General features: G+C 40.6%; 12 protein-coding genes. 6 read left to right on the forward strand and 6 right to left on the reverse strand.

Translation table 11 applies throughout. The features are described 5' to 3' along the window. From PY364_RS08050 to PY364_RS08060, 3 genes are all read left to right on the forward strand, one after another. On the forward strand, nt 1-2,362 hold a 2,362-nt coding region (locus PY364_RS08050; RefSeq protein ID WP_275521720.1), incomplete at its 5' end, for a tetratricopeptide repeat protein. Further along, the gene (locus PY364_RS08055) at nt 2,359-2,811 is read left to right on the forward strand and encodes a hypothetical protein (protein ID WP_275521721.1); all 453 of its coding nucleotides are present in this window, start codon (nt 2,359-2,361) and stop codon (nt 2,809-2,811) included. The genes PY364_RS08050 and PY364_RS08055, both read left to right, overlap by 4 nt. Before the next feature lie 2 nt (nt 2,812-2,813). After that, nucleotides 2,814-4,184 (forward strand): hypothetical protein, encoded by a 1,371-nt coding sequence (locus PY364_RS08060; RefSeq protein WP_275521722.1) that lies wholly within the window; start codon nt 2,814-2,816, stop codon nt 4,182-4,184. Between the two features lie 830 nt (nt 4,185-5,014). Here PY364_RS08060 and PY364_RS08065 read toward each other — a convergent pair. Next, nucleotides 5,015-5,821 (reverse strand): PD-(D/E)XK nuclease family protein, encoded by an 807-nt coding sequence (locus PY364_RS08065; RefSeq protein WP_275521723.1) that lies wholly within the window; start codon nt 5,819-5,821, stop codon nt 5,015-5,017. Nucleotides 5,822-5,999: 178 nt separating this feature from the next. Between PY364_RS08065 and PY364_RS08070 the strand changes: the two genes are divergently transcribed. Next, on the forward strand, nt 6,000-6,287 hold the full coding sequence (locus PY364_RS08070) for a hypothetical protein (protein WP_275521724.1): 288 nt from the start codon (nt 6,000-6,002) through the stop codon (nt 6,285-6,287). A gap of 149 nt (nt 6,288-6,436) precedes the next feature. Here the strand turns inward: PY364_RS08070 and PY364_RS08075 are convergent, their stop codons facing one another. The 4 genes from PY364_RS08075 to PY364_RS08090 all read right to left on the reverse strand — a co-directional run bounded on the left by PY364_RS08075 (nt 6,437) and on the right by PY364_RS08090 (nt 11,668). After that, a complete protein-coding gene (locus tag PY364_RS08075) occupies nt 6,437-6,769 on the reverse strand; it encodes a transcriptional regulator (RefSeq protein WP_275521725.1) in 333 nt (110 codons plus the stop codon). Then, complete coding sequence (locus tag PY364_RS08080) at nt 6,762-7,100, reverse strand: type II toxin-antitoxin system RelE/ParE family toxin (protein WP_275521726.1); 339 nt, start codon at nt 7,098-7,100, stop codon at nt 6,762-6,764. The genes PY364_RS08075 and PY364_RS08080 overlap by 8 nt, the downstream gene beginning before the upstream one ends. Nucleotides 7,101-7,248: 148 nt before the next feature. After that, on the reverse strand, nt 7,249-10,218 hold the full coding sequence (locus PY364_RS08085) for a COP23 domain-containing protein (protein WP_275521727.1): 2,970 nt from the start codon (nt 10,216-10,218) through the stop codon (nt 7,249-7,251). Nucleotides 10,219-10,336: 118 nt separating this feature from the next. Beyond that, nucleotides 10,337-11,668: an AAA-like domain-containing protein gene (locus PY364_RS08090; protein WP_275521728.1), complete on the reverse strand. Its 1,332-nt coding sequence runs from the start codon at nt 11,666-11,668 to the stop codon at nt 10,337-10,339. A 283-nt stretch (nt 11,669-11,951) separates the two neighbouring features. On the opposite strand from PY364_RS08090, the gene PY364_RS08095 reads away from it, so the two are divergent. Both PY364_RS08095 and PY364_RS08100 read left to right on the forward strand, forming a co-directional pair. Next, nucleotides 11,952-12,116, forward strand: coding sequence for a hypothetical protein (locus PY364_RS08095; RefSeq protein ID WP_275521729.1), 165 nt, complete (start codon nt 11,952-11,954; stop codon nt 12,114-12,116). A gap of 205 nt (nt 12,117-12,321) precedes the next feature. Next, complete coding sequence (locus tag PY364_RS08100) at nt 12,322-12,546, forward strand: NfeD family protein (protein ID WP_275521730.1); 225 nt, start codon at nt 12,322-12,324, stop codon at nt 12,544-12,546. Nucleotides 12,547-12,647: 101 nt separating this feature from the next. Here PY364_RS08100 and PY364_RS08105 read toward each other — a convergent pair whose 3' ends face one another. After that, the gene (locus tag PY364_RS08105) at nt 12,648-13,232 is read right to left on the reverse strand and encodes a PAP/fibrillin family protein (protein WP_275521731.1); all 585 of its coding nucleotides are present in this window, start codon (nt 13,230-13,232) and stop codon (nt 12,648-12,650) included. Nucleotides 13,233-13,237: the final 5 nt, after the last annotated feature.

Raw genomic sequence — 13,237 nt, forward strand, 5'->3', positions numbered from 1 at the left:
CCACGAAGCTTGGTATAACCGGGGTAATGCGCTGTATAACTTAGGGCGAATTGAAGATGTGATCGCCTCTTACGACAAAGCGATTGAAATCAAACCTGACAAGTACGAAGCTTGGTATAACCGGGGTTTGGCGCTGGATGACTTAGGGCGAATTGAAGAAGCGATCGCCTCTTACGACAAAGCGATTGAAATCAAACCTGACGACCACGAAGCTTGGTATAACCGGGGTAATGCGCTGTATAACTTAGGGCGAATTGAAGATGTGATCGCCTCTTACGACAAAGCGATTGAAATCAAACCTGACAAGTACGAAGCTTGGTATAACCGGGGTATTGCGCTGTTTAACTTAGGGCAAATTGAAGAAGCGATCGCCTCTTATGACAAAGCTATTGAAATCAAACCTGACTTCCACGAAGCTTGGTATAACCGGGGTAATGCGCTGTATAATTTAGGGCGATTTGAAGAAGCGATCGCCTCTTACGACAAAGCTATTGAAATCAAACCTGACGACCACGAAGCTTGGATTAGTCGAGGTATTGTAGTAGGAAGCATAAACTCATACTTATATCCCTTTTCTCCCACTGCCATCACCTCACAAAATCCCACCCTAAACCAGCGAGGTTATCAAGGAGAATTAGCCAGCTTGCAAGTAGGATTGCAGTACGTTCTGGAAGACAAAAATCTACAAGGATGGGGATTATTACATCATGCGATCGGCAAAGCTCACTACTTCAAAGCACTAAGCGACAAGCGCCGTTTTGCCAATTTATGCAGAGAAGCCATAATCAGTTACGATCGCGCCCTCAAAACCCTGACGAAAGAGGACTTCCCCGAAGAACGTTTAGAGGTTTTGCAAGACTACTTCAAATCCTTGCTAAGTTTACATCAAACCGCTCAAGCTACACAATTACAGCGAGACAACAAAGATTTGTCGCGCTACTTGCTTGCTAAAACCAAACATCCAACTCAGCAACAAAAACTAAAAATCAAACTCAAATTAGCCAGTTTCGATCAATTAACAGTAGATATTTTAGTGCAATCCGGGAAATTGATAGAAGCCCTAGAAACCGCAGAAGAGGGGAAAAATACCTGCTTATATTGGCTATTCAGCAATGATAACTCACCCAAATATCCCGCAATTCAGCAACTTTTAAATCCCGCAACAGCCGCCGTTTACTGGCATCTCAGCCCTTACGCCCTCCACACCTTTATCATTAAATATGGGGAATCTACACCTATCGTTATTGAGTCAGAAACAGCGTCTTTAACTCGCCTAGATGAATTTGAAAAATGGGTGAAAAAGTGGAATCAAGAATATGGCAAAGGCAAAGGAGAGAAACAGGAAGGCGGGGCGCAAACTTGGCGCGATAACTTGGAAGAAACCCTCAAAAAGTTGGGCAATATTCTCAATATTGCGGCCATAGAAGAGGAAGTAAGGGGGATTAAGAACTTAATTTTAATTCCCCATCGGGACTTGCATCGGTTTCCCATTCATGCTTTATTTGGTGATGAGTTCATCATCAGCTATTTGCCTAGTGCTAAAATCGGTATTAACCTACTAAAAGCCAACAATTTAGACAATAAACCTCAGACTTCACCCATAAACTTTAACCCCAATGCTTCACCCCAACCCATTGCTAAAACCGTCCTAAGTTTAGAAAATCCCCACAGTACCTTTAAAGATGGCGATCGCGAAAAAAGATTTCCCTCTCTGCCAGCGGCCGATATAGAATCAGAAATGATTTGCCAAATGTTTGCCAACTCCAACCGCATCGGAGAAAACGAAGCAACTCGCGATCGCGTAATAACTGAACTGCAACAACCGCACAATATTTTGCACTTCACCGGACACGGCAGCTATGAATTTTTCGATCCCAAAAAATCAGCCTTATTTTTAAGCGGAAGCGATCGCCTCACCGTCCAAGAAATTATCGGCATTGACCTCAGCAACTACGAACTGGTATGCCTTTCCGCCTGCGAAACCGCTGTCACAGGCAACCAAACCATCATCACTGAATACGTCGGCCTCGTCAGCGCCTTTATGGGGGCCAAAGCTAAGTACGTCCTCAGTACCCTCTGGCCGGTAGAGTCAGCAGCCAGCGCCTTATTAATCGTTTACTTTTACCAACAACTCCAAGCCGGCCACCGCGAAGCCACAGCCTTAGCGATCGCGCAAAAATGGCTGCGAGATGCCACCCGCGAAGATTTAGCCGCCTGGTATCAAGCCGAAATTGACAAAAACCCCAGGGCCACCCTGCGGCGGTTTTTCAGCAGTAGCAAAGACGCGATCGCTACAATAGAATTAAATCAACCTTATCAGCATCCTTACTACTGGGCTGCCTTTACCCTCACCGGACTATGAAAGACACAGAAGCCGATATCCTCAAAGCCTTTATTGCTGCATTAACTCAGCAAGAAAAACCCTTACCCGCCGATGTGCAAAATGAATTAAATAGCCTTGGAAAAACTCTTAATACAGACAAAATCGAAAGTATTGCAGAGAAACACGCGCCTCTGCTAAGCTCTTACGAAGCAGCTCATAAGTGGTTAGTACAACACAGTAGCACGCGCAATAAAGGGAAGGATTTTTTACCAAGTTCTAGCTCAGAAAAGGATAACACAAACAACACTGAAATTGATAACGCTTCCAGCGATATCCAAGACTTGAAAAGTTTACCAGAAATTCTCGCTAAAATTGAGGAAAGACTAGATCATAAAAATCTAGTTACACTTGGCTCAGAGATTTTCAATACCTCCGATCCTGTACAATCAGCTAAAGATGCTATGTTTGCCTTAATTCAAATTGCCTAGCCATGAGTGACCCTAATCGGCTAATCTATCCCACTATCGATCTGTTCCTCTACGATCTAGCCGAAGGGTTAGGACAACAGGAAGATAAAATTAACCAAAGCCGCAAGCAGTTTTGGCAAAAAGTCTATGGTGCAAAAACGGAACAGCTACTAGAAAACCTCAAAAAAGCTGAAGAAGAAACTTCTGATTACATCGAACTACTAGGCGATAAAAAAGTTGAAAATTTTGTTTCTCCCCTAGATGGCTACTACTATCCTCTAAAACTAGGAGATACCTACAGCTTACAAGTAGACTGTTCGGGAAATGAAGAACCAACTACCGAGAAATATAGCCCAAAACCTGTTAATTTCTTAGCAACTATTCAGGAAACTATTAACAAACAGGTTAACAATCAACCAGGTACTATCGGTCAAAGTTGGCTAATTTGGGGTAAACTAGCTGCTGACGATCAAGACGCAACGGAAACCGCTAAAAACTGCTACAAAGAATTAAAATTAGTTCCTGCTTCTAAATGGGATAAAGACTTAAAAGCCCAAGGTAAATTTTTAGGAGCAAATTTTTATGAACTTTGGCTAATGCCTTCCGATAGAGGCACTGTTAACCAAAATCATCACGTCTTAATTTGCTTATTCGATTACAATCAAGGGGAGTCGATAGCAGTTGCTGGACAAAGTATGACAAAGCTTTACCCGCAGTTGCTTCAATTATTTAGATTCCGTAATAAAGTCATTTGGGCTTATCATCAAAGCCGTCACCTCAAATCTGATATGAAACAAGCATCACAATTAATTCAAAAAATTGTGAGTAAACTACCAGAACAGGTAAATGCCCCTAAGATTGACTTAAAAGAATTACAGCAAAACTTAGTTGACACCTTGACAATTCTATCAACTTATGCTAACTATATAAGCCGTTTAGAAGAGCAACAGAACACAATTAAATCTAATCTTACTAATTATCAAATACGACTTAAAACCATTGCTAAATTAGAACCCAATCCTAACTCAACTCAACCGTTAGACTTTTTGGAAAGCTTCAGCGATTTTGCTAACGAAAAATATCTACCTCAGATTGAAGCCGATCGTGCCAGCTTGAGTTCTGGACTAAGGTTATTAGAAAATGCTATTAAGACAATTGAGGGTATAATTGAAATAGAGCAGACCAAGAGCGATCGCGCCTTAAATACTACAATCTTTATTGCCAGTGTGGGACTAGCTACCAGCGGTGTCGCCTCCAGTATTATTTCAACTCAGGTGAAGTCAAATAATTTATTTTCCCCAAATGTAGCTTTTTGGTTAAGTATCGGCATCGGATTAGTCCCACTTATTCCCTTCTTAATTTTCAAAATTTCCCGCAGATTCCGTCCCCGTTGATAATAATTTTCCCACCTCATACTTAACCCGCCGGGGGTTAAAACCCCCGTCTAATAGCGAAAGTCGGTTAAAACCGACTGAAGATCAAAAACTTTTTAGTCCTCTTCAGAGGACTTTCTCTATGAGACAGGGGTTTCAACCCAGGGCTGTTTCATTCTCGAATTTTAGCAGAGCTAAAATTCTGAATGAAAATATTAAAGTCATCCGCGAACACTAAAAATTCAACTATCAATAAAATTTATAGTTGAATAAAGCGAATTTGTTGCTGTACATGGGTTGGAGAAGTTTAGCTGGGTAATTATTATTGAATAATTGAGCTAATCTACCTTTTTAATTGAGTAAAATTATCAGCTTTTCTAGCTTGTAGTTTAGCCATCTTTGACCGCAAGTTAATGATGAAAAGCCTAAAAATCGGTAAAGATTAAGAGCGACGGTGGTTAGGAGTGATAAATTAGTGACTGCTATGTAGTTATGTCGAGGCCATATATCTTCCTTAAAAATTACTTTTAGGTGGTTGATTTTCTGTGATTTTCACAACCTGTTCAAACAATTTTTTTTGATTGCATTTAAGAGCGATAACATAATCATTTTTAGACTCGGTAATTAACGTAGTTGTCTCTTTTTGACAGTGCAAAGCATCCAATCTATTATAGAATAGCGATCGCTAAAAATCCTATCAGATAGCGCGATCGCTTTTATTTTTAGCGATCGCACCCGAGAATGAAACCGCCCTGGGCTAGGCACTCTCTTGCTAGGGGCTAGGGAAGAGGGAAGAGGGAAGAGGTTACTCTGTAAAGGATTCAAGACTAAAGGTAACAGTTGTACTTGCCCTAATCGCCCTGGCGGTTGCTATATATGTTATTATTGGCAATGTCGGCAATGATATTATTTAAATAATTTTCTTCGGTTTCTTGAGTGCGATCGCAACGAGTGATGAACTGACAAAGATCGCAATTTTTAGATGTAATTTCTACTTGCGGAAATGGTTCGCCTTCTTCGTGATATAAATTCAACCATTTTGTTAGTTGGTTTAAGATTATAGTTAAATCTTTTCTAGTTTGTTCATGCTTTATTTTGCTGTAAGAGAAGTTAAGACTTTGAGGATTATTTTCACCTGCCAATTGTACGAACCAATAGGTCATCGAAATTTGTTTTGGTAGATAGTTGCTGGTCTCTGCTAAAACATATAAATAAAGGCGAGTTTGCCAATTTTGTGCTAATAATTTATGGTTTTGAGGGCGAGGATAGGTTTTCCAGTCGAAGATTTTAGCTTGTGTTGGTTCAGCTATAAAAAGGTCATAAATTACAGTAAATAAGTAGTTTTGGAAGATGAGTGTACGAGGATGTTCGGCTTGGCGGAAACTAGAATCGCTGTTTTCTAGGGGAGTGAAAAGTTCGGGTGTAGTGTTGATGAAGGCGGTGAGGCAATTGTGCATTTCTGCGTCTTCTTCAATCAGGGATTCGATTGGTAATCCGAGTTCTCGCTGCTGCATTAACAGGTGAAATTTACTACCCCAAGCGAGTTTTTCTTGTTGTTCTGGGGAGTAGGGGGTTGCTAGTTGTTCGATGTAGGTGTGTTGAAATTTGCGGGGACAGGTTGTTAGTAAGTTGAGTTGTCCTTGGGATAGTCTAAACATTGTTATTTTTCTGTTTGGTGTTTATTAAATTGTAGGCGATCGTGCTTGGTAAATGATGCCAATTTTGGTTTGAAAACTTGAATTTTCCGGGCGATTAGAAATCGCGGCTATACAAACAAAGTCCGCCTACGCGGACTAAAATAAAAAGAGGGAATAAAGCCAGATTTTGTATGAGGCGATGGCACGATTTTTATTTTTGCAGGGGAAGAACTGCAAATCCAAGTTGCCCGTAATGGTTTATGGAGGTATATTAATCAAACCTGATTTTGAGACGATGAGCAAGGCTGAGTTACGAGCTTATTACCTCGCTCACAGGGATGATAATGAGGCTTTCTATACACTTGTTGACCGCTTGAAGGCGGACAATAAAGATGCTGTAAGGTATCCGTTTCCCGATACTCCTGAGTTGCTGAAAGAAATGGAGGAGAATATTCGCGATCGCATTAATAAGCTAAAGGAATCATAGTTTTTTGGGTTGGGGTTGAGAGGGCGATTGTGCTTTTTTGGGGAGGGTGCGATCGCCTGAGCATTGGGTATAATATTAGCAGTATAAGCAGGAATGAAATATCGGTGTCCGAGACGAAACCATTGCTAACTGACGCACCCTACTACAAGCTACTTGACTGACATAATTGAAGCGGCTGTTTTGCCCTCAATAACTGTAATCTCTGTCCTTAATTTTAAAGCCTTCAATAAAGCAATAAAGCGGTAAATCTCCTCTCCCCCTGATGCTTTCAGCAATTGCTGAAGTTGCTCCCAATTTTGTCGATCTTCTTGAATCATTTTAGAAGTTTCACCTTGAGCTTTAACTACATCTTTGAGTACCATTAGTAAAAGTTCAGGTTCAGGTTCTTTTTCTTCTAAAATGGCTTGAATATAAGCAGCAGATTCTTCAATTTCTTGGAGAGATTGAATTAGATAGTCATGGTAGCTGCGAGTTTTAGGCATTGTCTCTACTCCTGAATTCTATCCAGTATTCTTTAGCTTTGCGAATATCTCGATCTTGGGTACTTTTATCACCACCACAGAGGAGGAGTACGACTGTTGAGCCTATTTCTCCAAAATAAACCCGGTAGCCGGGGCCGTAGTCGATTCTTAATTCAACAACGTTCTCTCCTACTAATTTACAGTCTCCTAAGTTAGCTAGAGCTATTCGCTGAAGTCTACCTTTTATTTTAGCTTTCCCTTCGCGATCGCGCAAAGAATCAAGCCACTCTTCAAAAGGAATTCTCCCTTCGTTGGTTTCATAAGTTTGAATTTCTCTCGGTTGGACTTCCATTACTCCATTTAGTAAAAACCTGTAGCGTCAGCAGAGATAGACTTAAACATAGAAATAATAACATAACAAGGATGAGGAAGCGATCGCGCTTTCAATTTCACTCATGGCGGACAATCTTACCATCATCAGAACAGTAGCTATCATCCCTTCATAAATATATTGGTGTTGACTCGGCACCAGCTCTTGTATTTAATAGTCTGTCTAGGACAGCGTTAGCGTCAGTACCAGAAGGCAGAGTGAATAACACAGTATCACGAGAACAAGAAATATTCCTAGAAATCGCACCGCATATAATAGGTTGACCACTAATAGTTCCTGCTTTAAGATATTTTAATTGACCAGAACTATTAAGTCTTTCAAATCTAGCGGAAATTTCCTTACAGCGACGCTCAGGAGTCCAACCCGATGCAGTATAGTCCTCGTTAGTCCAGACAATAAGTGTCATTGGCCCCCTCGGAGTACGAACAATGGTTGCTGGTCTTCCCTGGCTCATTCCGCAGAAAAATGTCCTACGGCTGATATTTGATGGTGGAGCAGATGCAGGAACTGGAAGTAATGTTACAGGTGTTGCAGTAGATATCTGTTCTGCTCGTAATCTCTCAAATGCCTGAATCGCAACGCCGTAAATCCCTACCATTTGGTTGATATTTTCATTGATATTAGCTTTCCCGGAAATTCCTATAACCCTACCATTGGCATCTATCATAGGTGCACCAGATATTCCTGGTATCCCGACCCCATTAAAAGCTAGTTCATAACCGTTATTTTGCATTTGCCAACGCTCAGTAATACGGGCGATGAAAAAATAATAGACGCTTTGTGGCACCACTAATCCGGGGCTAGAATATCCAGCATAATAAATTCTTGTACCCTCCTTCAATTCATCAGAATTACCTAATTCAGCAACTCGATATTCTTGAGTGCTAGTAAACTGCACAACTGCTAAGTTCACCTCTTTTATTAGATGACCAGAGACAATAGGATAGCGTTTTCGATCGGGTGTCTGGATTTGATATCCTCCAGGTTTAGACACGACATCATAGGCTGTAAGGACAAGATAGGTGTCACCTTTACGACCAATAATTACCCCTGAACCGCGACCATCCTCCCCACCAATTAAAACAGTAAATTCTTTAGCCTTGAGTTCAATCTCACCTGCGTTTAATTCCAAATTTATGTTTTCTAGTTCTTTCTTGGCAATAGTAGCTTCTTGCCTAGCTTTTGCTATTTGTTGTTCGGCTTCCTTCTGTTTCTGAGTTACTTCCTGAGTTTTTTGCTCTGCCTTAGCGACCTGTTGTTGGGCTGCAAATGCTCGTTCTTCTGCTGTTTTCTGTCTTTGAGCCGCTTCCTCACTGCTCTCCTCTGCTTTGACAGCTTCTTGTTGAAGATTAACTATTTTTTCCTCTGCTATACTCACTTTTTGCATCGCTTCCTGACGCTTCGGCTCTGCATCTTCTATAACTTTTTCTAGTTCCCGTTTAACAGTACCTAGCTCCTCATTAGCCTTTTGAATTTCCTGCTGAGTTACTTTTGACTTTGCCTCTGCTTCTCTTAATTGAGCCTCAGCAAAATTTCTGGCTTGTTCCGCCATTTTGACTTGTTTCTGCGCCTCAACTGCCTTTTGGTTAACATCAGCCACCTCTTGCTCAGCTTGCTTAGCTTTCTTGATTTGTTGCCACGTCTGTGTGCCTGCGATCGCGGCAACAATTAACATAATAAATAGTACAGCAGATCCAAATCCTATGCTGATATTTGCTCTTTTAATTTTTCTATTTGCTTCTTCATTAGCTTTAGCTAGTATCCGACTTTCTTCTTCTTTTAAATCTAATGCTTTTTGAATTTCTCGCTTATCCAACGCCTGACTAGCTGCCAAAAACTGATAATCATGGTCACTCAAACTTTTACCTGTTCCCCAAACCAGTGCATCCTGCAAAGCCTCCCCTCGCAACAACCGCGATTCATCCTGACAACTAGAGGCTAACCAAGCGGATATTGCCTCACTATAGGGACGTAAATTAGCTAATGCCTTCTCTACCCAACTCCCATTAAAAACAGATTGATAAATTAAATTATAAACTCTTAACTTACCCTGCTGTTTAACCACTAATCCCGATAACTGCAACTCCATTTGTTCAGCACAATAACTAGCATCCACTCCTCCCCGCTGCAAAATTTGCTGATATAAACCCAATAACCGACTGGTGAGTTCTTTACTATTGAGAATGCGATCGCGAATTGTCCTCAAATGCTCCGGTTCATCCTGGGATTCCCAATTGTCAATAATATATTGTGTAACTAAACCCTCAATATGCGGCACTCTACTTTCTGCCTTATCGACAACCAACTTACACAACTTTTGAGTAAGAAATGGTTGCCCTCCCGTCCAATCTAATAACTCTTCTAAAACAATTTCAGGATATTCTACCTTGGCCGCCAATCCCTGAGTTAATGATAATTTAGCTTCCTCTAACTTAAACCCTTTCACCTCAATTGCTTGACCAATATTAAACGGCGTGCGCCTTTTATCAGCAATTAAATCTGATGGCGTTGCTACTCCCAATAAACAAAATGCGAGGCGATGATATTCAGGATTATCTACTCGCTGATTATAGCACCACCGAATTAAAGCAAAAAAATCATCAAGACAGAAATTCAAACTGAGAACGCTATCAATTTCATCCACAAATATAATAATTTTTTCACCGGGAACTTTGACAAGTAAGACATCTTCAATAAACCGACTTAATTGCTGAACTGGCGATAACCCATTTTGATCGCTTCGCCAAGCTTTTAAATTAACTTTTCCTAATAAATCCAACCCTCTGATTAACTCAGAAATAATCCCTTTATACCACTGATTTGCTGTAACTTCTTTACTACCAATTTTTGTCATATCGAGGGCTGCACAAGCAAAATTGTCGGCTTTCAGGCGTTGCATAGTTCTCACTCGGAGGGAAGATTTGCCCATTTGCCGCGAGTTCAAAACATAGCAAAATTCACCTGCTTTCAGCGCTTCTAATAGTTCAAAATCAGCACGCCGAGTTACATAACTGGGAGCATCCGGTGGCAAACTCCCACCAACTTTATATTCATATTCTACTTTTTGTACTGTGTTCATAATTATCTCCTTACATCTTTATACCAAACTTGGCTTAAATATGCCTCTTATTTCTTAGTCCGCGTAGGCGGACTTCGTTTGTGTAGAAGCGATTTCAATCGCCGAGTAAAAGGGGGAATTACAAGCGATCGCAAAAATATCGACGATACAATTCACAACTTGAAATTACCTCATCTCCCTTCAATTTCACCAGACCCATACTCTCTAATTTATAGGCTTGCCTTGACTCTAACTGTACGCTTTTGTCTGATTCTACAACTCTTTTCATCGCCGCTATCAATTCCGGCTGCTTTTGAAAATATCCTAAGTGTCGTCGCAAATGATCGCTATAAATTCCGGCTTGAGTAGCAGCTTCAGACAGCAAATTTTCTAAATTTATATCCTCACGTTGTAAGTGATAAAAAGCCAGTCTTACTAAAAAAGGATGTCCCCCAACTATCGCCATTAATTGTTTAACTTCCTCGCTTTTTAGATCGAGTTTGTGAAGATTTGCTAACTCCTGTACTTGCTTTTCTGTAAACTCTGGTAACTTAATGGGTAATCCTACATTAAAAGGCGAACGATTGATATTTAAGGGGATATAAACTTCTGTCGAGTGGGTAACAACTAATCGCAACCGCCGCCATATTTCGAGATTATTAGCTTCTTCGTGGAATTCTCGCAGTAGTGGCAGAAAATCCCCGGCAATATCGGGATAATGAAAAACGCGATCGACTTCATCGAAAGCTACAACTAAGGGACTATCTATTTTTTCTAACAAATGAGCCTGAAAATATGTAGTGCAACTAATTTTACTACCAATCTCTTCATCCCAATAATCATCAAGCATTGGTTGTAGTCCTAATTGCCGACTAATATTGGCACAAAGCCACCGCAAAAGTTTATCTAAATTAGTAAAAACTGTGGCTTCTGCTTGCTGCAAGTTTAATCGCACTGTGCGATATCCATAAGTCTCAGCATGAGCTAAAATTCTTACCATTAAAGATGTTTTCCCCATTTGATTCGGGGCTTTAATCCGAATTAGAGAACCTGCCTTTAAAATCTCTTTGTAACAGTCAGATTCAATGGGTTGACGCTCAACATAAAAGCGCGAATTTAGAGGAACTTGACCATCGGGATATTCTAGCGGTTCTTCTAAGGGAGGCGGTGAGTTAGGGCGGTGCTTTCGCCTTTCTGATTCTCTTTTTAATGCTTCTTGAAATTTCTTTTTCGTTACTTCTTCTGGTAACGCTTTAGAAAGTTTTTCCCATAATTTACTACCAATATCAGCCCTGATATAGTTTACAGAATAACCAAATTTTTCGGCAATTTGCTCGTAACTGTCGCCATCCCAAGCACCCCTCAGCACTTTAACCTCGATATCACTCAGGTGACTGCCAGTTTTTTCATATATGGCTGCATCGGCAACTTTTAAAGCTTCATCCCAGGTAAATTGTGATTCTGAATTCATTGTCCTTCCCAGTTTCACTACTTACATATCATATATCAATGGTTAATTCGAGACTAGAGTTTGGGAGCAATCCTGACTTTTCCATACTTTTTTGTCAAGCCACCTGACTAAACCTGACTTTTTCTTCTTTATTCTAGGAATCCCAGATGTTTCTTGTTGCATATATTACCTATTATTTCAACTTTATCGCTTCACAATTACCTGGAAAGATATAAGCCATTAACTGAGAAAAAAGTTAGCGCTAACTGGCTTTTCTATTATTGAATTAATCAGGGAAAAAAGCATGAAACTTGCTATTTCAATTGTATTGCTGTTGATGCTAATCGCAGCGACCAAATCTACATTGGGAATGCCAGTATTTCTAACTAAAATTGCTCAAGAACAAACGAAAACCAAGAGTTGTACAGTATGCGATTCATCAGACGGTAAAGCTTACTGTCCGCAATAGACATTAGTAGGGTGGGCGCTTCCAGCGAACAATATTTCTCATGTTCAGTGTCTAGATTCTGACAGCGCCCACCCTAGATGATTCTAAAGTAGTGCGTTAAGAAATGCGTAGGCGTGCCAGCCTTAGAAATCGCACTCCTCAATCTGCATAAAAACAGCCCCTCACCCCAGATAGATTTATATAAGCAATCGGGAGTCATTCACCAATGTTTAACTCTAACTCTAGCCAAAAGGGCATTAACTATAATTTCAACGAAGAAGCGATCGTTGATGAACCAATTTACCCCCGCCGCAGCGGTCGAGTCTATTTCCAAGCTACCTGGTGGCCCGCACGATGCGAACAAGAAATTACCCTAGAACCGGGCGAAATTGTTTATGTTGTTGGCATTTATAATATCACCCTTTTGGTTTCACCTACTCCCTTTTTATAAGCGAAAAAGCGATCGTAACTCATCTTACCTTATCAATTGCCCCAACCATAAATTGCTCTCCTTTTTCTGGCGATTATAACACTTGCGATCGCAACATAACTTTAGCCTTTAGTCAACACAAAAACACTTCCTTCATTCCCCCGCCCAATTCGCAAATCACTATCTAAATAAGTAATATCTAACCATCCCTGTTGTTCCCGACTATCTAACCTAAAATCAGCAGCAGCAAACTTTTTTCCCGCCTCAATTTTATCAATTAAATCTCCCGGATATTCATAACCAATCAACCGCTGTAAACCCACAATTGCGCGTTCAAACTTAACCTGCACCCGCTTTTCTGAAACCACCTCAAATCTAGCAGCTACACTAACTATTCCTTCAAAAAAAGGTAAACCGTAAAGCTCAGCAATATTATAAACTTTAGCTTCATTAGCACGAATAGATTGATAAATTTGTCCCAATTTAATCAATGGTAATTTATCAAATCCCAATAATCCCTTACTGGTAGTATATAGCAAACGCCAATCGCCATTTAAGAGTTCAGTAGCCTCCACAGGGCGAGGCGTGGGGTTGTAGTCTTCCAGTTGCGCGATCGCAGCCAAAATCGCTTGTTTGTCCGTCTCCGTAGCCAGCAAACCACGATTCTTACCCGCGATCGCCTCTAATAGTGCAGCTTTTCCAATCATAAATT

Origin of the sequence: Kamptonema sp. UHCC 0994 (assembly GCF_029167235.1) — a bacterium.
Classification (GTDB): domain Bacteria; phylum Cyanobacteriota; class Cyanobacteriia; order Cyanobacteriales; family Microcoleaceae; genus Kamptonema.